This is a genomic window from Nitrosovibrio sp. Nv4 (assembly GCF_900215485.1).
GTDB lineage: Bacteria > Pseudomonadota > Gammaproteobacteria > Burkholderiales > Nitrosomonadaceae > Nitrosospira.
In genome coordinates this window covers 15,264-37,058 of sequence record NZ_OCMZ01000002.1, presented here as the reverse complement: position 1 = coordinate 37,058, position 21,795 = coordinate 15,264, and the positions used below count along the sequence as shown (strand labels likewise).

Here is a 21,795-nt window from a genome sequence, read left to right as displayed (position 1 = left end):
TTCCGTACCTATTCCGTACCTCCCAGGCCACTTACATCCATGAAGCACGGTTTTTACCGGCTGTGGCGGCTGGGCCGAGGAGCGCCAGCACTTCCTCATCCGAGGTCTGCGAGAAATCGCTATACCATTGTCCTACGCCGTAAAAAGGTTCGGGTGTAAACAGGCACACAAGCTCATCCGCCTCCTTCTGAACTTTGCTGCAGGTTGCCGCGGCGCCCACCGGCACAGCGGCAATAATCCGTTTGGCGCCCACGTGGCGGAGGGAGGCAATAGCAGCGCGCATGGTCGCGCCGGTGGCAAGACCGTCATCGATAATAATGACGGTTTTTCCCTCGATATCGGGCGGCGGCCTGCCTTGACGGTAATGCCTGTTGCGTCTTTCCAGTTCCTTCTGTTCCCTGGCTACGGCGGCATCAATGGCGGCTTGATCAATATTCAGAATGTTGATGATTTCCTGATTGAGAATGCGAGTATCTTTCCCCGCCATTGCACCCATCGCCAGTTCTTCCTGGCCAGGCACGCCAAGCTTGCGGACCAGCCATAGGTCCATCGGCGCAGCCAGCGTCTTTGCGACTTCATAAGCTACCGGCACACCGCCGCGGGGAAGCGCCAGAACGAGGACATCGGTTCTACCGGCGTAGGCGGATAATGCTTCAGCGAGCATCTTTCCGGCTTCCGCCCTGTCTGCGAAATAGTGAACGGTGCTTGCCATTAAATAACCTTTGTCTTTTTTTTGGGGCTAATCCGAATTCCCCTGAAACCACTCGGCTGCCAGAAGCGCGGCCGCCTCCAGGGTGCCAGGCTCTTCAAATAAATGGGTCGCATTCGGCACGATTTCCAGTTTGGATTGGACGTTAAGCCTGGCGAGCGCTGATTTGTTCAATTCCAGAACCTGAGGGTCATTTTCTCCTACGATAAGAAGCACGGGCGCCAGGACATCCGGTAGGTAATCCCCCGCCAGATCCGGCCGTCCACCTCTTGAAACGACGGCCATGACGTTTTCCGGTCGCCGCGCTGCAGCAATCAGTGCGGCGCCAGCGCCTGTGCTCGCACCAAACCAGCCTATTTTCAAATGCCTTGTTCGCGGTTCACTTTGCAGCCATGCCGCGACGTGTATCAGCCTCTCCGCCAGCATGGGAATATCGAAGCGCAGATGCCTTGTCCGCATATCGACAACTTCTTCCTCTTCTGTCAAAAGATCGGCGAGCAGCGTTGCGAACTGGTATCCGTTCAGCATTTCCGCCACATAACGATTACGAGTGCTATGCCGGCTGCTACCACTTCCATGAGCGAAAGCGACAATAGCCTTCGCCTCTGACGGTACGGTAAGATCTGCGCTCAACAGCACCTCTCCGGCCGGGATTTTAACGGGCGTCGTTTCGGGATTATGGCTATTTAAGGGTTTACTCATAATTTGTCTCGCAGAATTCAGTGCTAGTACGTTAATACGGTAGGCGCCCTGCTACAACCACCCTGCTACAACATGTACCCGGCAATTATCGATTTTTGGGCGTACCCAGCAGCTTGTGTATGGAAAATCGCGAATGCAGCCTCCTCCAACTATTTTTGTCGTCAGTCGATGTTGTTTCCGTGCGCTGCCGAACATAGGCGGGGAGAGAGTTTCCTCTATGATCCTGGAACGGCAAATATTGGCGGGAAGTCAGGGAATTAGGGACAAGGAGAAAATACCAATGAAAACGATCTATCGGATTTATCCTGCAATAGGTGTTGCGCGGATAGGAAACAGTGAAACTGGTTATTTCCTGGGGCCGGAATCCCCAGGAGTTGTTCCCGAAGGACCGTATCGCGATACTTCAGGAAAAATAAAGCCGCAAGGGGTTCGATTCCGGATTTATAAATTTATTCGCGATGACTTCGGCAAAGAGACTTTCGACAGCGAACTTGTCATGGATGAAAAGACGAAAATCACGTGGAGTGTGCATCTCGTCAACAGGAAAGCAGCGGGAGGGAATTTCCCCCCGGGAGGACCGTCTTCTTCGCCCAGAAACGCCGAGTACGATAGGGCGGGATTAATCATGGATGCCTCATTACAATCCATATCCGGGAAGAACCAGACCATTGGCACGCTAAGCGGTGAAATCAATTTCATTAAGAACGGCAACGTCGAAGGCAGTGCAAAGGTTGAGCTTGGGACGCTTCTCACCGACGGAGAAGGACGGCTGATCGTCGTTGGCGGGCCAGGTAAATCGGCCTCGCCCATTGGTCGAGGTCTGGATAATTTTGCAAACAATGATGGTTGGTACGACGGAGTCGCCGATGGGCCGGTAAATGCTGTCGTAGAGGTCGAGGGAGAAACGCCCGGCAGCGCGGAAGGCGGCGCCTGGGTTGTTGTCGCTCCGCCCTCTTACGCGCCCGGCATCGAAAACGTAACGACCTGGTATGACCAGGCCGTGAATGTTGCCACCAGGAATTTCTCTCCACGTCATATAAAAGATGTACCATCCTTTACGCGGGACATCTACCCGATCCTGAAGCGGGTCGTCATGATTCATTGGGTGGTCGAGCAAAGAAACCGTCATCACGGCGATGCTGGAAATTTTCTTAATCCCGCACGGCTGAGCAAACTGGCAGACAAGACTGAGAGTGGAAAAGCCGCACGTGAAATGGTTTTGACGTGGCTGATGAAACCCAATACCCCTGTCGATCCCAATACCCCTCCCCGTCAAACTCCGCCCAGCATGCCGAAAGTGAATAGCGGAGTGGATCCGGACAACCCTGAGCGTGGCGAGTACACCGCGCTGACGGAGTACCAGTACACCATGATGGAAAAATGGGCACAGGGGGATTTCCATGCCGACTGGACGGCTGAGCCCAAGCCCGTCCCTTTCAACGAATTACCCCTGGATCAGCAACCCGAGGCTTTGACACGAGCAGCACTGGAAGGTTGTATAGGCGCCCCCTTCTTTCCTGGCATTGAGGTAACGTATGTAATCGCACAGGCCGCAACCTATGAATCTTCGTTCCGGATCAAGCATACCCTGCCCCCTGGTTTTCTGACCGAGCGCATGGCATTGCCATGGCAGGCCGACTTTCTGGCCTGTGGCGAACTTTGGTGGCCTGCGCAACGTCCCGTCGATGTCGTCACCGCTTCAGGAGAGATTCAGCCGTTCTCACGAGGCATAGAAGACTATGGCGATATGGTCCGGTGGTGGACTGAACTTGGCTTTATCGTTAAAAAGGACGATAAATTCGTTGAGGACGAGCGTAATCCGATAGCGGGCCAGACTTGACCTGGATCGACATCAGCCTTCAGCCTTGTGAATTCTGCGGCTGCTTGAAAACGGAGGGGTCTAGCTGGTATCTCTGAAGCAGCTTGTAGAACTCGGTGCGATTGCGTTTGGACAGGCGCGCTGCCTGTGTTACGTTGCCGCCGGTTATCTTCAGCACGCGCACCAGATAATCTCTTTCAAAACTTTTACGCGCATCCTCGAAAGAGACGAGCTGCTCCTCTTCCCGGTGCATGGCGTCATAAACCAGTACGGGCGATATGAGCGGAGCCGTGCTCAGTGCAACACATCTCTCGATAACGTTCATCAGTTGTCTCACGTTACCCGGCCAGGATGCGCTAACCAGCATCTCCATGGCCTCGGGGGAAAACCCATTGATATTTTTCTGATACTTCTCCGAAAACATGCTGAGGAAATAATTTGTCAGCAAGGGAATATCCTCGCGCCGCTGGGACAAAACCGGAATGGTTAATGCCACCACGTCCAGTCTGTAGTAAAGGTCTTCCCGAAAAGAGCCGGCAGCGATTTCTGCCTTGAGATCACGGTGAGTTGCGGAAATAATGCGAACATTCGCGGCAATCGATTGGGTGGATCCAACCGGGCGCACATGTCTTTCCTGCAGAACACGCAATAACTTGACCTGGAGCAAAAGTGGCATATCGCCAATTTCATCGAGAAACAGCGTCCCGCCCTCGGCCAGCTGAAATAATCCCTTGTGATCCCGGACAGCGCCGGTAAACGCACCTTTGACGTGTCCAAACAGCTCGGATTCCAGTAGTTGTTCCGGAATTGCGGCGCAGTTTATCGCCACAAACGGGTGATGACGGCGCTTGGAGGCTTCATGTATGGCATGCGCGAATAATTCCTTGCCTACACCGCTTTCGCCGTAAATCAGCACGCTAGCGTCCCCTTCGGCTACCAGCCCGGCCTTGGTGAGCAAATCCTCCATGATGGCACTTTGGGTGATGATATTTTTACGCCAGGAGGCCTGCGATATCTCGACCTGCGATACCGCCCCGGGAACAAACCTGAGAGCCTGGCTAATGTTAGCCAGCAGAGTCTTGCTATCGAATGGTTTGGCCAGATAACCGAATACGCCTCGCTGGACGGCTGCAACAGCGTCGGGAATGGTGCCATGCGCGGTTAGTATGATTACTGGCAATGTCGGCAGCGCGCGATGGATGTGTTCGAATAACGCCATGCCATCCATACCGCTCATCTGCATATCGCTTATGACCAGTTGCGGGCGAGACACATCCAGATAATTCAGCGCTGCCTCTGCACTTTGCACAGCCTCTACCTTGTAGCCAGCGGCTGTCAGCCTGATGACGAGTAATTCAAGCAGATCTGTATCGTCGTCGACAATGAGTATTCTTGGCTTGGAATCGGACATATTTATTTGAATTTATAGTTCTCTGAGAATGAGATTCTTTTCCATGCTTTTTATGGCATCAATTTGACTTTTAAGCGTCTCTACACGTTTTTGCTCATCTTTCAACTTCTGCGACAACTCTTCCACGCTATGATGCAGTCGCTGTTGATCCGCAAGAAGAGCCGCGAGCAGGTTTCTGAAATTTTGCAAATTGGTTGTCGGTTGCGCCTCCCGCGGCCACTCATTCAGCAGGTGGAGTGCCGAGTTTATGTCGCGAAAGGAAGTATTGGGCAGGATGAGAAGTAATACCAGTCTGGCTCGGTTTGCGTCGCTTTTGTTCCGTACGAATTTCTGTTTTACCGTTTCATATACCTGGCCGAGTTCTGGCGCCGGCAGTTTACGTATGGATTCGTAAAACTCCATCATATCATCCATCTGACCGGTTACAACCAGATCAGTTGATCGTGACGCCACTATCGGCTGAATTCCCGGAATGACCGAGCAGGCAGTGAGCAACGTCAACATCATTGCCGGCAGAATCCATAATTTTCGACCCGTACTCATGTGGAGCCCTCCGGATCGCAAACAGGTATGGTGAGACGGAAATGGGCGCCAACGCCAACTTGCGATATAAGCATTATGTTACCCCCGTGCGCCAGCGCATACTCGCGCGCAATGGATAGGCCGAGTCCAGTGCCCCTCACATGGCTGTCAAGGACTCTCCGCCCCTGGTAAAACGGTTCGAATACTTTCTCCCGATCCGCCTCGTCAACACCCAGGCCAGCATCCACAATATCCAGTTGAACCACATCGGCCGTCTTGCTTGTCCAGATGCGAATACAACCGCCGGAAGGAGAGAATTTCACCGCATTCGATAGCAGGTTATCCACGATTACCTTGATTTTTTGTTCGTCGCAGTCGATTATCAATTCCGGGCAAGATAAATCAATTCTCAAGCCTTTGCTCATGATAATAAGATTCTGGTCTTGTAGTACCGCCTCCAGAATTTTTGTCAGATTCGCCTCATTTTTCACCAGCGCGGCTTTCTCCGCCTGGAGAGCGCTATAGCTCAATAAATCCTCGATGCGTCGCTGGAGTTGCATGCTATTGCTGTGAAGGATTCTCGCAATACGTTGTTGTTCTTCGGTCAATTCCCCGGCCACACCTTCCGCAAGCAAATCCGCACCTTCGCGCATTGCCGTGAGGGGCGTCTTGAGCTCATGAGAAACATGCTGCAAAAACCGGGTTTTCTGCTCTTCGAGCTTCAGCAGGCGGCGGCGCATCCAGTCAAGGCGTTCGCCGAAATACACCAGATCCTGAGGACCATCCACACGTATCGGCTTATACAGTTCACCTTGCCCCATGTTGCGGATGGCTTCGTCAATCTGACGAATCGGGCGTGCAATCCGCACTGAAAAAAAGAACGCGAGCAAAATTGCAAATGGGATCAGAGCGAGCAGTTGCCACCCGACGGTAAAGCGCGCGTACCCTGCCATGTCCTGCATTTCATCCACCTCGCGCTCGATCAAGGTATAACCGACCGAAAAAAAGGTTCGTGCTGAATCCCGCAGCAATGCGAAGCTCCCAATCAGATCGCGCAGTTGTTCCGGCGATTGTTTTACAGCCGATATTTTCTGGAAAATCGAGGCTTCGGAGGATTGCAGTTCCGTCAGCAATTCCTTCTGTTCAGTATGCAATGAGAGTTCGGAAAGGCTTGCCGCCATGCCCTCGAATTTAGTATGCGCACGAAAATAATTTTCGAGCAGGGAAGTGTCGCCAAGAATATGGGTTTGCCGCACAGCGCGCTCCATGGTTGCAATCTCATCAGCCAGAGCACGGCTACTATGCGCGATTTGCGCGGCCTGATACACGGCCTTTCGGCTCTGATCCGCCAACCGGTCAATGGAAAACGCGCTGTTGACAAGTGCGATGATCAGCGGCAAACCTACAAGCGCGAACCCAAGCAGGATCAATTTGAGGAAAGACTTGGGATCGCGCCGCAAACGTGAGAAAGAACTTCCGCCAGTTCCGCTGTCCTGCCTGACGGTGTCTCCGCGAGCAATCATTTCTTTCCTTCGGATATAGTCCAAAACGGGAACGATTCTAATTCTATTCGCGTCGCTGGCCCCACACTCACGTTGACTATCATGTTTAGAAAACTTTGAAACCTGGGATAATAAAGTAATAAAACTGCTGAAGACTTGCGCGAAATATGACGCACAAACTTGATCTGCTTATTTGACCTGCTTACTCGATCCTTCCGTGGAAGCGCGCCCACCCTCTGTCACCTGCCCCTGATTCTAATTTCTTGCCGGTGAAGCGACGTAGGGCTTGCAATAATGCTTGGAAGGAAATTCCTTGTTTCGGCGCGAATTCATCACAACATCACCGCCGTTTCTTACACATTCCATGATTGACTTATTTAAACTTGCATAATGCTCATTCGGCTCCGTTTTTTTCGAAACGGCAGGTACTTTCTCCCTGATTTTAAGACATGTCGCAGATTCGTCGGGGGCAGGCGGAGTGTTTTCCATGGGCGGCAATGAACACAACTTGCAGGGATTCCCGGGACATAAACATCCGGCGCATTCTGCCTGCGCAACAGTAGCGGAGGCTCCCAGCATGGTAGCAAGAACAATTGGAGTAATTAACCGTAAAATAGCGGCCGTTATCGTATTCACTGTCATTCCTTCTTATCTGATTTTCATATCGCTTCGACTCGCCGACGCTCGTTGCCTGCAGCCCGTTCAGCCCTGTAAGAGTTTAATGCTTGCGGGTAACTGTTTCAAATATTTGAGATAGTGCAAGAGCATATTATTCATATCGCCTGAACAAATGCGATCAGGGCGACACTCAGGCGTCGCATAGAGACGGCATAAGCTGCACGCATTTTCCATTATCGGGGTATAAGCATTATAAAAATTTCTTCACATTCTCCGGCGGGCGGCACAACACCGCCTCATCACCACGCACAACGATAGGCCGTTGAATCAAATCCGGGTTTTCCACCATGATCCGTATCAATTCGTCATCGGATAGCTGCCGCCCGGCAAGTCCCAAGTCGCGTGCCAGCGGTTCGTCGCTGCGCAGCACGTCCCGTACCGGCAAGCCCAGCTTACCAATCAATTCACGTAATCGCTCCACCGTCAAAGGCACTTCGTAGTAATTGACAGCATCGAACTCTTTCCCGCTACTCTTGAGAAGAGCAAGTGTGGCCCTGCATTTACTGCACGTAGGTTTCTGATAAACGAGAATTTTGTCACTCATCCAATTTCCTCCAATGTCAATCTATGGCGCGCCAAGCCGCGTGGAGAGTTCAAGACGACTTCGAGCTGCCGTTCAACCTGAATCGGCGGTCGACCCTCCATTCTTCGGTTCAGCGCCATCGCACGCAAGACTTTCTTGCGTCACTCAATCTTCATCTTCCATATCACTTTACCGCATATCTCATGTTGTTTTTCATTTGCTGGCCGTGATTTTCGTCAGTACATGCCGAGTCATGCTAAGAGCGAGCTCATGCTCGCCCAGAAACACCGCTCCCCCGCTTTCCCTCCGTAGCAACGCCGCTTCTTCGTCATTGTGGGTGCGCACGATAATCTCAATCGGGGGATTAAGCATACGCGCGGTTTCGATCATCCGCCGAGCCCGTAGTGTATCGGGAACCGCAATTACCAGGATAGCGGCGCGCGCGATATGCGCCTGTATCAATACGGCAGGTTCGGCGGCGTCGCCTGCTACAGCATGAATTCCACGTTTGCGTAATCCTTCCACTATCTCCCGGTTTTGCTCCGCCACGACGAGTGGTAATCCCTGCTCGGCTAGGGCTTCACCTATATGCCCGCCGACACGGCCATAGCCGACAATCACCACATGACTTGTGACATAGCTTGACGTAACGGTCGTCGGCAGTTCCGCCAGCGGATCGTCGGAGCGCTCCAGGATGCGGGCGAGCCTGGAGCGGGTACGTATCCAGGCTTGCGCGGGTTCGATCACCCGAAATACAAGCGGGTTTAGGGTAATCGAGATAAAAGCCCCTGCCAGTATAAGGCTTTGAGCCTCAACCGGCAGCAGCCCGAGCGAAACGCCCAGCGCTGCGAGGATGAACGAGAATTCGCCAATCTGCGCGAGACTGGCGGACACGGTGAGCGCCGTGTTCAAAGGATAGCGGAAAGCGAGTACCAGTAAAAAGGCTGCCAGCGACTTGCCTACGATAATAATCCCCAGTGTAGCGAGAACGTGGAGCGGTTGCTCTATCAGCACATCCGGATCGAACAGCATTCCTACGGAAACAAAAAACAGCACTGAAAAAGCGTCTCTGAGAGGCAAGGATTCCTGCGCCGCCCGATGACTCAAATCGGACTCCCGCATGACCATGCCAGCAAAAAAAGCACCTAGTGCGAAAGAGACGCCAAAGAGCATTGCGGACCCATAGGCTATACCTATCGCCACCGCGATCACGCTCAAGATGAAGAGCTCATTCGAATTAGTGCTGGCGACGTGCCAAAGCAGCCAGGGAAATACACGTTTCCCGACAACAAGCATTAGAGCGATGAAAAGCGATACCTTCCCGAAGGTGAACAGTAGCGTTGTCAGTAAATCGGAATTGGCTTCCCCCGCGGACCCGTCCGAATTGGTACCCAACCAACCCGCAAGCGGAGGCAATAGAACAAGAACCAGAACCATCGCCAGGTCCTCGACAATAAGCCAGCCAACCGCGATTGATCCATTGACGGACTTGAGCAGGCCGCGCTGCTCCAGCGCCCGCAGCAGCACGACTGTGCTCGCTGTGGAAAGCGCCACACCGAATACAATGCCCACAGCCAGATTCCAACCCCATGAAACAGCGACGATGGCGCCAAAAGTGGTAGCCACCCCGATCTGCACAATCGCACCAGGCAAGGCAATCCGTCTGACAGCCAGCAGATCGTTTAGCGAGAAGTGAAGTCCGACTCCGAACATCAGCAGGATAACCCCGATTTCCGCCAACTGGCCCGACAACTCAATGTCGGCTACGAAGCCCGGCGTATTGGAACCGAGAATTACTCCCGCAACCAGATAGCCAAGCAATACCGGCAACTTCAGCCGGTGAGCGATGAGCCCCATCAGCAGGGCAAGACCGAAGCTGACCGCAATGGTGGTGATCAGGGTAAAACTGTGGGGCATGTGTTTTGCCGCATGTTTGCCGCGTACAGAGGGCTGACCACGGCCCAAGACCTGACGGGTTTATCGCCGATCGTGCAGTGCCCTGATTTGACGAGAATGCAATTACGGTGTCGGAAGATGCGTTTTACGGTACTTTGATAATCAGCAGATCAGTTATGAAATAATTGGTGCATCCCAATCCAAATGCTCAGCCTCTGCGTTGAGAAGCGCGAAAGCGCCAGCCCAGCAGTCCCAACCCGGCAAGCATCATGGCCCAGATTTCCGTCTCCGGTATTGGAGAAACTTCCCACCCTATATCTTTCATTGCAGCAAAATCAAGTTCCGTAAAATGCTTGCGCTGGTTAGCGGAAATGCCTGGGGTCATCGCTGCTGCCTGTCCATCATAGCTGAGTCCAGATACCCAATGTCCGTCGCTGGCAAGGGAAGGATTCGAACCAAGCAGGTCATTAACGGCGGAGCCGGTAAACACGCCGCCGGAACTTAGATTGGTAAAAGATTGAGCGCTGGCGAAACCCAGAACATGAGCCAGTTCATGTACAGCTACCGAATAAAAATCATACTGACCTGAGAAAGATTCATTTGTCTTGATATCGGAGTCGAAATACCAGTTGGACGTATTATTAAAAGAAATCCTGCCACCCCAGGGACCAAAATCCGTCTGCGTGGATAAAAGCGCTCCGGGCTGCCCTCTACTGGAAGCATTGGCGAGGAAATCGGCGGAGCCACTGCTGGAGAACCCACCCGGACCACCTACTGCCAAACTGCCAGGAATATTATAGGCCCCGACAAAAACTACAATCTGATCAGCGGCGACACTGTAGTTGGGAATGTTAATGATCTTACCGTTGTCCGGCTGATAAAGACGTGCGTGAAACCCGTTAGAACCCGATGACGAGATTGCGGTCAGATCGTCCTGGAAACGGGTCTCGAATACAGAGGCGGCTGCATTCAATAAGTTCTGACGGGGACTATTTGCGCCGCTGAAAAAACTGGAACTGTCATATCGATAATCAAAGACGATATCGACATTGGCTAAAGCGGGCTGGCTCGCAACGAGCAACGGGGCAAGCAAAGAGGCGAGCAATGCTTGTGAAAACGTGGAATATGTGAATTTCATTTTTCCGGGCTCCTGATTATCGATTAGTAGTTGATAGCGTGCGCTAATGCCTGCATCGGATCGATATACTCCATACCGAATTCCTCTGCGATAGCAGGATAGGTCACCGATCCGCGATGCGTGTTGAGACCATTTTGTAATGCCTGATTTTTTCGCAAGGCATCCAATCCTTCGTCCGCCAACTGCAACGTATAAACGGCCGTCTGGATGTTAAGTGCGAAGGTACTGGTGCGTGGGACTGCGCTCGGCATGTTGGCGACACAGTAATGCACCACGCCATCCAGCTCATAGGTTGGATTGCTGTGAGTCGTAGGCCGCGTTGTTTCCACACATCCGCCCTGGTCCACTGCCACATCGACGATTACCGAACCCTTTCGCATATTGGGCAACATCCCGGCTGTCACAAGCCAGGGGGCCCGCCCACCGGGAATCAATACCGCGCCGATTACCAGGTCGGCATTGTAGATTATCTCTTCGATGTTGTATTCATCGCTGAAGCGCGTCTGTAATTGCCCCCGATAAATGTCATCCAGGTATTTCAGGCGATCGTGACTCACGTCCAGGACAGTAACCTGGGCCCCGCATCCGACAGCGACACGAGCGGCATTCGTACCGACGATGCCGCCGCCAAGAATTGCGACATTAGCGAATGGGACACCAGGAACACCACCCATCAATACACCTCGGCCGCCGTGCGTTTTTTGCAGATAGGTCGCGCCGATTTGAGTAGCCATGCGGCCTGCAACCTCGCTCATGGGCGTTAACAGGGGTAATTTCCCATCTTCGGTCTGGACCGTTTCGTACGCTATGGCTGTGACACCGCTTTTCAGCAGAGCGTCGGTTAGAGACATGTCCGAAGCCAGATGAAGATAAGTGAAAAGAATCATGTCCTCGCGCAGGTAACGGTATTCGGCCGGGGTGGGTTCTTTGACTTTAACCACCATTTGAGCTGCCCAGGCGTCTTCAGCCTGGGGGACAATTACTGCTCCGGCTGATCGATATTCTGCATCTGAAAGGAAGCTGCCCTCCCCGGCGCCGCTCTGCACGAGTACCTGATGTCCACGCCGTGTCAGGGCTTTGACCGTACTGGGCGTCATGCCGACCCGGTCTTCGTGATCCTTGGTTTCTTTGGGTAATCCAACCAGCATATTATTCCCGACTATTGACGAGTAACGTTATCTTGTCGCGAAAATGACACGAATTACAAGGTTCGTGGATACTCTCACGCGCTTCAATCAGGGGTGAATTCGACCAGGAGCCTGCTGTTCACGCCGCGATTGCCTCCACGGGTAGCTCCGTCCTTTTGCGCCATCATTCAGCCTTGAGTATAACAACCCAATGGCAAAATCGCTGGAAAATTAGCATTCCGCTTGAACCTTTTACACTATCATCGGGACACCCGGCCGTTCAATCGTGCAACTGCGCGCGCAAGTGCTGGAGCACCAGCTCTCGTGTATCGATTCCCTGGTCGAGAGCGGTCTGATAATCGAGCGTAAGGGTTGAATGCGCTTTTCCGGGCACGGTTATGGAACGAAAGCGCGGCCTCGCTGATCCTGCCGCGTTCTGGAGCGATTTTTCCAGCCGCTGGAAACGTGCCGCAGGACAACGAAAATCGTCCTTGAAGCGGAGTCCGAGTAACGACATCGTGTCTTCGCGACTGGAGGCGAATGCCAGTACCTCCGGCTCGACATCGAGCGCGTCGGGTTGAAATAATGGAAGACTGGGTTGCGCCGCTACGGGCGCAAGAAGCGATGCTTCCAGCATCATCGCGAAAACAAAGCCGCCGGTATAGCACATGCCTATGGCCCCTATGCCCGGTCCGCCTCGCTCGGCATGCACTTTTCCGCATAATGCCCGCAGCGGCACCGTGATGGCGCTGGATTTACCCGCCGCAAGAATGTTGAATTCCTTTCGAATGCAGACGAATGGCGCCTTCAGGAGACCGAGTATGGGATTCTGAAGCGGCCTGCCGAACAGGAGCGGCATGACAACGTGAAAACCGCGATCGGCAATCCACTCTGCAAATTCGACAGTTTCCTGAGTAAGACCTGGCAACTCGTGCAGGAGAATAACGCCAGGCCCTTCTCCTTTCCTGAAGAGCGTAAACGTACGATCGTCTGCCGTAAACGTTTCCTCGGAAAAGCCTTTTATCGCGCTCACCGCGCGCGTCTCCTATTATTCCTATTGATGCTCCGGATTTTTGTAACGGTTTGTTCCAGCATAATCATCCATGTATCAAGCGGCTGGAAATAAACTTCGGGAGTACTTGCTGCAACGATGGGCCAGTTTAATGTTGCGCGGCCGTAGCCAGTACGGCCTTATCCCCGCAGGTCAGGCGGAAACGCTCCTCTATCAGATCAAGTGGAGCCAGTACATTCAGCCGCTAAACTTTTGGCTTTTTAAGCCTTCACGTTTACTGTTTATATGAATATCGCAATCTATTTTTGGGTTAAACGCTGGGTAGTTAACTGTTTTCTTATGCGAAATGGGTTATAACGCCTTGACCATGTCTTCTACAACTTTCTTGGCGTCGCCAAAAACCATCATGGTCTTGTCCATGTAGAACAGGTCATTGTCGAGACCCGCATACCCTGCCGCCATGCTGCGTTTGACCACCATCACCGTACGCGCCTTGTGGGCGTCCAGAATGGGCATGCCATATATCGGGCTCCCCGGAACATTGGCCGCAGGGTTTACCACGTCGTTCGCGCCCAGCACCAACACCACATCGGTATTGGAGAAATCGCTGTTGATCTCATCCATCTCCAGCACTTGCTCGTAAGGTATCTCTGCTTCCGCCAGCAATACGTTCATGTGTCCCGGCATGCGTCCCGCAACCGGATGAATCGCGAAACGCACATTCACGCCTTTTTCGTGAAGCTTTTCCGCGAGTTCCTTGACTGAATGCTGCGCTCGCGCCACCGCCAGGCCGTAACCCGGCACGATGATCACGCTGTCGGCATTACCCATCATGAATGATGCATCCTCCGCACTGCCGCTGCGATAAGTTTTCTGCGTTCCATCACTTGCCGCCGCGGTTCCCGTCTCACCCCCGAAGCCACCAAGTATGACCGAAAGAAACGGACGATTCATGGCCTTGCACATGATGTAAGAGAGAATGGCGCCGGAACTGCCCACCAGTGAACCGGCGATGATGAGCATGGGATTCCCGAGAGAAAATCCTATTCCCGCCGCCGCCCACCCGGAATATGAGTTGAGCATGGAAATGACCACCGGCATGTCCGCGCCGCCGATCGGGATGATAATGAGAAAACCCAGAACGAAGGCAATCGCGGTCATCGTGGCAAAAGCTGTCCAGTTGGTGGTCTCGCTGAAGAAGAACCACAGGCCGAATCCTACCATCACGATCGCCAGAACAAGATTGACCATATGCTGCCCGCCGAAGGTAATGGGCGCACCGCTCATGCGGCCAGACAACTTCAGGAACGCGATCACGGAGCCCGACCAGGTCATGGCGCCGATGAACGTGCCGAGGAACAGCTCCAGCTTGCTACCCATCGCCAGCTGTACAGGCAGGCCGAATGAAGCGGGATTATTGACGGCAGCGATTGCGATAAAGACCGCCGCCAAACCCACCAGCGAGTGCATGAACGCAACCAGCTCGGGCATCGCCGTCATTTGCACACGCCGCGCAACAACAGCGCCTATCGCGCCTCCCAGGGCGATACACCCGACTATCAGCGCCCAGTTCTTGGTAACGGTAAGCGTCGTGACAACGGCGATTGCCATCCCCACCATGCCAAACAAATTACCGCGACGAGCAGCTACCGGCGAGCTTAAGCCTTTTAGCGCCAGAATGAAGAAAACCGATGCGATAAGATACGCAAGTGCGACCAAATTTGCCGACATTTACTAGCTTCCTTTTTTATCTTTTTTTCTGAACATTTCCAGCATCCGCTGAGTGACAAGAAACCCGCCGAAGACGTTGACCGCGGCCAGCGTCACCGCTACCGCCCCCAGCCATACGCCCCAGTCTGTTTCGGCCGGCCCGGCGGCCAGCATGGCACCCACCAGAATGATGCCGGAAATTGCATTGGTTACCGACATCAGCGGCGTATGCAAGGCCGGCGTCACATTCCACACTACGTGATAGCCGACAAACACTGCCAGCACGAACACAGTGAGATTAATGATGGTTGGGTCAATTTCACCAATCATGATTGCTCCTTCTAATCCTTGTTTATCTATTCTACGAATCTTGAGCTATCAGCAGTAACGTAGCATGAAGAAACATCCTCTGCTTCTCCGTTTTTGGCGTTTACCCGTGATTTTTCAAGCTTTCCTGATAATTTCCCCGTCTGCGCAGACCAGCGTCCCGGCGATGATTTCGTCTTCACGGTTCACCTTGAATTCGCCGCTCTTCGCATCTAGCATCAGGTTGAGGAAATTCATTAAATTACGAGCGTACAGGGCGCTGGAGTCAGCCGCCACCAGCCCCGGCAGATTGGCAATACCGATAAGATGGACGCCGTGCTTCACTACGATCTTGTCCAGTTCCGACAAGGGGCAGTTGCCACCCGCCTCTACCGCCATGTCAACGATGACCGATCCGGGCTTCATGGCCTGAACGGTTTCTTCCTTGATCAGAACCGGCGCCGGCCGGCCGGGAATCAGTGCCGTGGTAATGATGATATCGGCGGCGGCGGCGCGTTGATGCACCAGCTCCCCCTGACGGCGCTTGTAATCATCCGACATTTCCCGCGCATAACCGCCGGCTGTCTCCGCCTGCGCCTTTTCTTCTTCGCTCAGCGGAACCTCGACGAACTTGGCCCCGAGACTCTCCACCTGTTCTTTTGCGACTGGACGCACATCGAATGCCTCGATCACCGCGCCCAACCGCTTAGCCGTAGCGATCGCCTGCAAGCCGGCCACTCCCGCACCCAGAATCAGCACTCTTGCCGCCTTTACTGTGCCAGCGGCGGTCATGAGCATGGGGAAGAATTTCTGATAGACGTTGGCGGCCATCAGCACTGCCTTGTAACCGGCGATGTTTGCCTGGGAAGACAGCACGTCCATACTCTGGGCACGAGAAATTCGCGGCAGTTTTTCCATCGAGAAGGCAGTAATGCCATGACGCGCGAGCGCTTCTATGCCTTCCGCCTGATGCGGAGAAAGTAATCCCAGTAATACGGCGTCCTTGCGCATCAGCGCCAGTTCGCCTGATTCCGGACCACGTACCTTCAGCACGATTTGAGATTGACCATACAGCTCTGCCGCGTTCGCCACGATGCTGGCCCCGGCAGCCTGGTATGCCTCATCCGGTATGCTCGCACCGGCGCCCGCGCCGGACTGTATCAGAACAACATTCAAACCGTTGGCGGTAAATTTCTTCACCGTTTCCGGCGTGGCCGCAACCCGGGTCTCTCCCCCGCGGATCTCTGCGGGTACCCCTATGTGCATTGGTATTCCCCCTTATGTTTCCAATATGGTTATTTTTCCGGCAAACCGGCGAAAATCAGCCGACACTACCCCTGTGATGGCCTGTTCATCACGAAGCCCGGATTATAAATGAACCTGACCATGATGCATTGCCCGATTGATGAAAACAGCCTGATCCCTGGCAAGTTACACCTGACTTTATTCAAATCAGGCTCCGACTTTACTCGTTTCTTTCAGGCAATGACTAATCCAGCGAGTGGTCAGCTTCTCCTGGACGCTGTTCTGGCGTAAACGTGAAGCCAGTCCGCCGAAATCAACCTGATCAAGCGGTTGATCCTGGTTGAAGCATGAAAACACGTAAGTAATCTCTCCCGTTGCCGGGTCCTTATGGGGTTGCAGACACTGGGCGCAAATCTCTTTCATCATGCATTGCATGGGCGAATTGATGGAGCCAATCGCGAAATGATCTGTTTTCAGATAAGGTTGAAGTTTGGCATGACGGGCAGCGCCCACCGCCGCCATCATTCTGTCGGAGCCGATGGCAATGATACGATCGGCTTCCGCCAATCGGATTTTCTGAGGACCCAGTGCACCGCTGCCATAAGCGGCCATCGCCTCCACGATATTTCCCACGTAGCTGAGGTCACCGGGCCGCGAGGGTTTGAAACCGGGAGCCTCATCGCAGCACCACACCACCACGTCCGCCGCGGCTTCGATTTCCGCAACCTTGTAGCGATCGATCAGTTTCTTGTAACCGGCAAAATACAAGATTTTTGACCCGGCGGCTCGTGCTGCCGCACCTATCGAAAATAACACCGCATTCCCGAGTCCCCCGCCTACCAGCACGACGGTTTCATCCGGCAGGATTTCGGTGGGCGTACCGGTGGGACCCATCAACACTACTGGATCACCAGGATTGAGCCTGGCGCATAAATCCGCTGATCCCCCCATTTCCAGTGCAATCAGCGATACCAGTCCCCGCGGCACATCCACTGAGGCTCCCGTTAGTGCGATACCCTCCATCGCCAATTTTGTGTCGCCCGCGGTGGTTGCGAGCGTCGCAAAGTTCTGGAAGCGATAGAACTGGCCGGGATGGAAGCGTTCCACCGCCATCGGCGCATGTACCACTACCTCTATGATGTTGGGAGTAAGCCGCTCGACCTTATGTACTGTGGCGCGCAGTTGTCCATTCATTTCTGCGAAAAACAACCACGCTGGTTTGGTGGATGCCGGCGCCATGCGTTCAAGCACCCGGCTTACCACCGGATAACCCTGTTTTGCGCTGGACATTGCTTTTACGACATTTCCGGAATAGGACGGATGCAGATCACCGAAAAAGCTGATGAATCGTCCATCGTCGTTGCGACTCAGCAGTACGTTAGGGGTTTCAGGCTTGGGATTCGCGCGCGGTGGATTGGCTGGATCGCCATTTTCATCGCAAGCCGCAAAGTAACGGCCGTGCAGCTTGAAGTGCTTATCGTCTTCTCTGGCAAGCACCGTATTGGGCTGGGTTCCCGCCGCAACCAGAACAGCACGGGCAGGCAATACGGCTTGCCCCGTTTTTTGCCACGATCCCGTTTCGTCCAGAACCTGTACCGCGAACTGCACAGCCTTTGCGTGTTCCCACTTGTCAGTGTCCACCCGCATCGGCGTAAGACCCTCGGCGAACCGGATACCTTCTTCCAATGCCTTTTCGACTTCTTCGTGATTGAGCGTGTAGGAAGGACTGTCGATGAGCCGTTTCCGATAAGCGATAGTGGCGCCTCCCCATGACTGCAGCAATTCCAGGATATGTGGCGCCCGCCCTTCCCGCTCCGCTTCCTTGCGCTCTGCACGGATGGCGCGGGCATGACTGAGAAACTCCTCGGCAATTTCCCGCTCTTCCTCATCCCATGCTCCACGGATAGCCGCTTCGCCCTGCACCGCTGTCAAAATTTCGTAACGGCGAAGAAATTTGTCCACTTGCACAGGATAATAAGCAAGTGCTTCAGTTGCCGTATCGATAGCTGTCAAACCTCCGCCGATTACCACTACTGGCAGGCGCAGCTGCATATTGGCGACAGAGTTGGTCTGGGCTGCGCCGGATAACTGCAGCGCCATGAGGAAATCGGATGCGGCGCGAACCCCTCGCGCCAGACCATTGGGCAGATCCAGTACAGTGGGACGTCCGGCGCCCGCGGCAAGCGCCACATGATCGAATCCCAGCGCGAAAGCGTCATCGGCGGTAAGCGTTCCGCCAAAACGGACTCCGCCGAAAAGTGCAAACTCTTCTCGCCGCTCCAGGAGTAGCCGGATCAGCTTGAGAAAATTTTTGTTCCAGCGCACCGTGATGCCGTATTCCGCAACACCACCAAATCCACCGGGCATACGCTCATCCAGATTCTCGGCAAGTTCATCGGCATCGCGGATGGCCTTGAACGGAACATGTTCTCCCTGTTGATTCACCCCTGCAATCTCGGGCGCCAACGGCTCGATCTTGAGACCGTCGATGCCAACCACCGCATGGCCGTCGTTCATTAAATGATGCGCCAGGGTATAGCCGGCCGGGCCCATTCCCACTACCAGCACTTTCCGGCCCGTCGGTGCCTTCGGTACAGGCCGGCGCAGATCAAGCGGATTCCATCGGGTAAGAAGGCTGTAAATTTCGAAACCCCAGGGCAGCTCCAATATGTCCTTGAGGGTGCGCGTTTCAGCCTGAGGGATATCGACCGGTTCCTGTTTCTGGTAAATGCAGGACTTCATGCAATCGTTGCAAATCCGATGGCCGGTGCCAGCGCACATGGGATTGTCGATCACAATCATGGCCAGGCTACCGATAGCAACGCCTTGAGTCTTCAGTTTGTGGAATTCGGAGATGCGCTCTTCGAGCGGACACCCCGTCAGCAGGACGCCAAGCTGGCTTTTTTTGAAAGACGGGACTTCTTCCGGCGTCTTCGGTTTTTCCTTCAATCCTTTCGAGCATGAATCTTTTCCTTGCTCATGACACCAGATGCAGTAGTTCGCCTCATCCAGGGCGCCTGTCAGATCGGTTCCCGGATCGGTGAGGGCGAAACCCTCCCGACGGCGTATATGGTGAAGACTGTGAATGGTATAGCCCGCCACATTGTCGGTATCCGTCGACAAGAGCTTCAGGAAATCGAGCTTGGCGGGGACCTTGAACAATATGCCGTCCCTGTTACGTTCTTTCCCCTCAGGAGTCTTGAGCGCCCAGGCCGCGTAAAGCAATGCCGCCTTGACCCGTTCTTCGTTTTCATCCTCGTTCACTAACCACTGCGAGATTTTGGTTGCAAAAGTCAGCTCGGAGAAAGGCGCTTCGAATTCGACCGCCAATTTTTCTTCCAGCGCAATCCCATCCACTGCCACCGCCTCTGCCTCGCTTACCTTGCTCATCGCGCGACGTTGCACAAACTGTCTTTTGCAGGAATAAAGCGGGGCAAGCCGGTGATGGCGGGCAGCAAGGACGCCGACCTCTTCCTCTATACCGAACAAACGGGCGATGAAATCTTCCATCCACGGGGCAACTTCAATCAGTAGCGCGGCTTCTGCTTTGCGATCCAGGCTATCGGGATAGGCACGGGCATGATCCAGGCTGGCGCGCAGTACGGGTTCTCCTTCCCCCAGAAACTCAAGAAATGCCTGATCCAGTCTCACGAGCCCTTCGCGGCGATACAGATCCGCAAAAGCCATGCCGAATCCAAGGATGGGAGAAGGCGTAGCGGTTGCTGATACGGGATGGGGCGCCAATTGTAAACTTGTCATGATAAAGTCATCATATTTATAGAAGTGAATCAAAAAAAGGAGGAGACAAAAACGTTACCCCAATTAATTGTTAGAGACTGTACTCGTACCTTAATTCGGAGTGAATGCGCTTTTTTTTCAATCAACGCCAGGACGCACGAAGACTTTTTGCGTCACTTGACCTTCACTTTTTATGTAAGTTCAGTACTGCCAAATTCAGATGAAAGTTTATAACCCTTTTCATTTTGTGCTTTTCCCCGCTAAAAAGTACAAAAGCGGAAAGGCCCTTTTCGCCTTGTCCGCCTTTCCTCACACATTCTGGCCAAACGCTACTATGCGCCTCAAGCGGTTTTCGCTGAACCGTCAGAAATCCGGCCAAGTGCGAGTCCAATCTCTAATCTTTTACCGGGCAGATCATGCCTGCCGCAACGGTATTGTTATTGACTTCGTCAATGACAATAAAGCTGCCCGTAGCATGATTGCGCTGATACGGGTCCCACGCCAGAGGCTGGTGCACTTTCAGCGATACCCGCCCGATGTCGTTCATTTTCAGCGTATCAGCCGCTTCATGATTCAGTGTATTAATATCGACGCGATAATCTATCCGTGACACCAACGCCTTTACAGTCCGCGTCGTATGCTTGATGAGATATTTACGCCTCGGGTCAAGGCTCTGCTCGGATAACCAGCATAGCATCGCATCGAACTCGTTCGCGACCACTGGAACTTCAACTGGTTTTACCAGCATATCACCGCGGGAAATATCCACGTGGTCTTCGATGGTCAGGGTTACCGACTGGGGTGCAACCGCATCATCGACGACGCCATCATACGTGACGATTTCCTTGATACGCGAAGTCAGCCCTGAAGGCAGAATTTTCACCGCATCGCCTACGCTGATGAAACCGGATTCGATGCGACCCATATAACCCCGAAAATCAGGCAATTCCTCGGTTTGCGGGCGGCACACCCATTGCACTGGAAACCGGAAATCTTCAAGATTGATGTCGTGGTCGATAGGGACGCTCTCCAGCAAGTCCATCAGCGTCATGCCTTCATACCAGTCAAGCTTGTCTCCCCGCTCCACCACCATATCGCCATTTAAAGCAGACATCGGGATGTAGGCGATATTGTTCAGCTTGAGTCCTTTGGCAAAGGTGCTGAAATCTTTGCAAATCCGCTCGAATACATCGCGGGAATAGCTAACCAGATCCATTTTATTGACCGCTACCACCAGATGAGGAATGCCTACCAGGCTGGCAAGGTAGGCATGCCGACGCGATTGGGTAAGCAATCCCTTGCGTGCGTCGATCAAGATGATGGCGAGATTGGCGGTGGAAGCGCCGGTAACCATGTTCCGCGTATATTGCTCATGGCCTGGCGTGTCGGCAATGATAAACTTGCGTTTGGGCGTGGCAAAGTAACGATAGGCTACATCGATGGTAATACCTTGTTCACGCTCCGCTTGCAGACCGTCGGTGAGCAGCGAAAGATCGACACTCTCCATCCCGCGCCTGCGCGACGTGTGGGTAATGGCGCTCAACTGGTCCTCGAAAATGGACTTCGAGTCGTGCAGCAAGCGCCCGATGAGCGTACTCTTGCCATCATCCACGCTACCGGCCGTGATAAACCGTAACAGTTCGGTATGATCAAATGAAATGCTATCAATGGCTGACATTTAATACTCTTCTTGAAATTCTGGTTTCCGGGATATTTCTATGAAATCCCAAGTGCTATGAAATCCCACGTGCCAAAGC

General features: G+C 53.5%; 16 protein-coding genes. 1 reads left to right on the top strand and 15 read right to left on the bottom strand.

From position 1 onward, the window contains the following. Positions 1-31 precede the first annotated feature (31 nt). Both CRO05_RS08215 and CRO05_RS08210 read right to left on the bottom strand, forming a co-directional pair. A complete protein-coding gene (locus CRO05_RS08215; protein WP_097066775.1) occupies positions 32-712 on the bottom strand; it encodes a phosphoribosyltransferase in 681 nt (226 codons plus the stop codon). A gap of 27 nt (positions 713-739) precedes the next feature. Beyond that, the gene (locus tag CRO05_RS08210; RefSeq protein ID WP_097066774.1) at positions 740-1,411 is read right to left on the bottom strand and encodes a dienelactone hydrolase family protein; all 672 of its coding nucleotides are present in this window, start codon (positions 1,409-1,411) and stop codon (positions 740-742) included. Positions 1,412-1,691: 280 nt separating this feature from the next. Between CRO05_RS08210 and CRO05_RS08205 the strand changes: the two genes are divergently transcribed. Beyond that, entirely contained in the window at positions 1,692-3,251 is a 1,560-nt protein-coding gene (locus CRO05_RS08205; protein ID WP_097067874.1) for a LodA/GoxA family CTQ-dependent oxidase, read from the top strand. A gap of 19 nt (positions 3,252-3,270) precedes the next feature. On the opposite strand, the gene CRO05_RS08200 is transcribed toward CRO05_RS08205, so the two are convergent. The 13 genes from CRO05_RS08200 to cysN all read right to left on the bottom strand — a co-directional run bounded on the left by CRO05_RS08200 (position 3,271) and on the right by cysN (position 21,716). Continuing rightward, positions 3,271-4,641, bottom strand: a complete 1,371-nt coding sequence (locus CRO05_RS08200) for a sigma 54-interacting transcriptional regulator (RefSeq protein WP_097066773.1) — start codon at positions 4,639-4,641, stop codon at positions 3,271-3,273. Between the two features lie 12 nt (positions 4,642-4,653). Then, complete coding sequence (locus tag CRO05_RS08195) at positions 4,654-5,184, bottom strand: dihydrolipoamide acyltransferase (RefSeq protein WP_097066772.1); 531 nt, start codon at positions 5,182-5,184, stop codon at positions 4,654-4,656. After that, entirely contained in the window at positions 5,181-6,686 is a 1,506-nt protein-coding gene (locus tag CRO05_RS08190; protein ID WP_097066771.1) for a HAMP domain-containing sensor histidine kinase, read from the bottom strand. The genes CRO05_RS08195 and CRO05_RS08190 overlap by 4 nt, the downstream gene beginning before the upstream one ends. 847 nt (positions 6,687-7,533) lie before the next feature. After that, positions 7,534-7,887, bottom strand: a complete 354-nt coding sequence (locus CRO05_RS08180; RefSeq protein WP_097066769.1) for an arsenate reductase family protein — start codon at positions 7,885-7,887, stop codon at positions 7,534-7,536. Between the two features lie 192 nt (positions 7,888-8,079). Next, positions 8,080-9,783, bottom strand: a complete 1,704-nt coding sequence (ybaL, locus tag CRO05_RS08175; RefSeq protein ID WP_097066768.1) for a YbaL family putative K(+) efflux transporter — start codon at positions 9,781-9,783, stop codon at positions 8,080-8,082. Between the two features lie 187 nt (positions 9,784-9,970). Beyond that, positions 9,971-10,900, bottom strand: coding sequence for a hypothetical protein (locus CRO05_RS08170; RefSeq protein WP_097066767.1), 930 nt, complete (start codon positions 10,898-10,900; stop codon positions 9,971-9,973). 23 nt (positions 10,901-10,923) lie between these two features. Further along, complete coding sequence (gene ald, locus CRO05_RS08165; RefSeq protein WP_097066766.1) at positions 10,924-12,048, bottom strand: alanine dehydrogenase; 1,125 nt, start codon at positions 12,046-12,048, stop codon at positions 10,924-10,926. 259 nt (positions 12,049-12,307) lie between these two features. After that, a complete protein-coding gene (locus tag CRO05_RS08160; protein ID WP_097066765.1) occupies positions 12,308-13,060 on the bottom strand; it encodes a dienelactone hydrolase family protein in 753 nt (250 codons plus the stop codon). A gap of 330 nt (positions 13,061-13,390) precedes the next feature. Beyond that, the gene (locus CRO05_RS08150; protein WP_090877291.1) at positions 13,391-14,770 is read right to left on the bottom strand and encodes an NAD(P)(+) transhydrogenase (Re/Si-specific) subunit beta; all 1,380 of its coding nucleotides are present in this window, start codon (positions 14,768-14,770) and stop codon (positions 13,391-13,393) included. Between the two features lie 3 nt (positions 14,771-14,773). Continuing rightward, positions 14,774-15,079 carry an NAD(P) transhydrogenase subunit alpha gene (locus CRO05_RS08145; protein WP_074793893.1) on the bottom strand — a complete coding sequence of 102 codons (306 nt, stop codon included), beginning with the start codon at positions 15,077-15,079 and terminating at the stop codon, positions 14,774-14,776. Between the two features lie 114 nt (positions 15,080-15,193). Further along, on the bottom strand, positions 15,194-16,321 hold the full coding sequence (locus CRO05_RS08140; RefSeq protein ID WP_097066763.1) for a Re/Si-specific NAD(P)(+) transhydrogenase subunit alpha: 1,128 nt from the start codon (positions 16,319-16,321) through the stop codon (positions 15,194-15,196). A gap of 186 nt (positions 16,322-16,507) precedes the next feature. After that, on the bottom strand, positions 16,508-20,059 hold the full coding sequence (locus tag CRO05_RS08135; protein WP_097066762.1) for an FAD-dependent oxidoreductase: 3,552 nt from the start codon (positions 20,057-20,059) through the stop codon (positions 16,508-16,510). Positions 20,060-20,432: 373 nt separating this feature from the next. Continuing rightward, entirely contained in the window at positions 20,433-21,716 is a 1,284-nt protein-coding gene (gene cysN / locus CRO05_RS08130; protein WP_097066761.1) for a sulfate adenylyltransferase subunit CysN, read from the bottom strand. Positions 21,717-21,795: the final 79 nt, after the last annotated feature.

Bases quoted from the DNA above. Each gene is read 5' to 3' on its own strand.
- CRO05_RS08205 (WP_097067874.1), top strand. From the start codon at position 1,692: ATGAAAACGATCTATCGGATTTATCCTGCAATAGGTGTTGCGCGGATA.
- cysN (WP_097066761.1), bottom strand. From the start codon at position 21,716: ATGTCAGCCATTGATAGCATTTCATTTGATCATACCGAACTGTTACGG.
- CRO05_RS08150 (WP_090877291.1), bottom strand. From the start codon at position 14,770: ATGTCGGCAAATTTGGTCGCACTTGCGTATCTTATCGCATCGGTTTTC.
- CRO05_RS08210 (WP_097066774.1), bottom strand. From the start codon at position 1,411: ATGAGTAAACCCTTAAATAGCCATAATCCCGAAACGACGCCCGTTAAA.
- CRO05_RS08200 (WP_097066773.1), bottom strand. From the start codon at position 4,641: ATGTCCGATTCCAAGCCAAGAATACTCATTGTCGACGACGATACAGAT.
- CRO05_RS08195 (WP_097066772.1), bottom strand. From the start codon at position 5,184: ATGAGTACGGGTCGAAAATTATGGATTCTGCCGGCAATGATGTTGACG.
- CRO05_RS08170 (WP_097066767.1), bottom strand. From the start codon at position 10,900: ATGAAATTCACATATTCCACGTTTTCACAAGCATTGCTCGCCTCTTTG.
- CRO05_RS08190 (WP_097066771.1), bottom strand. From the start codon at position 6,686: ATGATTGCTCGCGGAGACACCGTCAGGCAGGACAGCGGAACTGGCGGA.
- CRO05_RS08180 (WP_097066769.1), bottom strand. From the start codon at position 7,887: ATGAGTGACAAAATTCTCGTTTATCAGAAACCTACGTGCAGTAAATGC.
- CRO05_RS08145 (WP_074793893.1), bottom strand. From the start codon at position 15,079: ATGATTGGTGAAATTGACCCAACCATCATTAATCTCACTGTGTTCGTG.
- ybaL (WP_097066768.1), bottom strand. From the start codon at position 9,783: ATGCCCCACAGTTTTACCCTGATCACCACCATTGCGGTCAGCTTCGGT.
- ald (WP_097066766.1), bottom strand. From the start codon at position 12,048: ATGCTGGTTGGATTACCCAAAGAAACCAAGGATCACGAAGACCGGGTC.
- CRO05_RS08215 (WP_097066775.1), bottom strand. From the start codon at position 712: ATGGCAAGCACCGTTCACTATTTCGCAGACAGGGCGGAAGCCGGAAAG.
- CRO05_RS08140 (WP_097066763.1), bottom strand. From the start codon at position 16,321: ATGCACATAGGGGTACCCGCAGAGATCCGCGGGGGAGAGACCCGGGTT.
- CRO05_RS08135 (WP_097066762.1), bottom strand. From the start codon at position 20,059: ATGACAAGTTTACAATTGGCGCCCCATCCCGTATCAGCAACCGCTACG.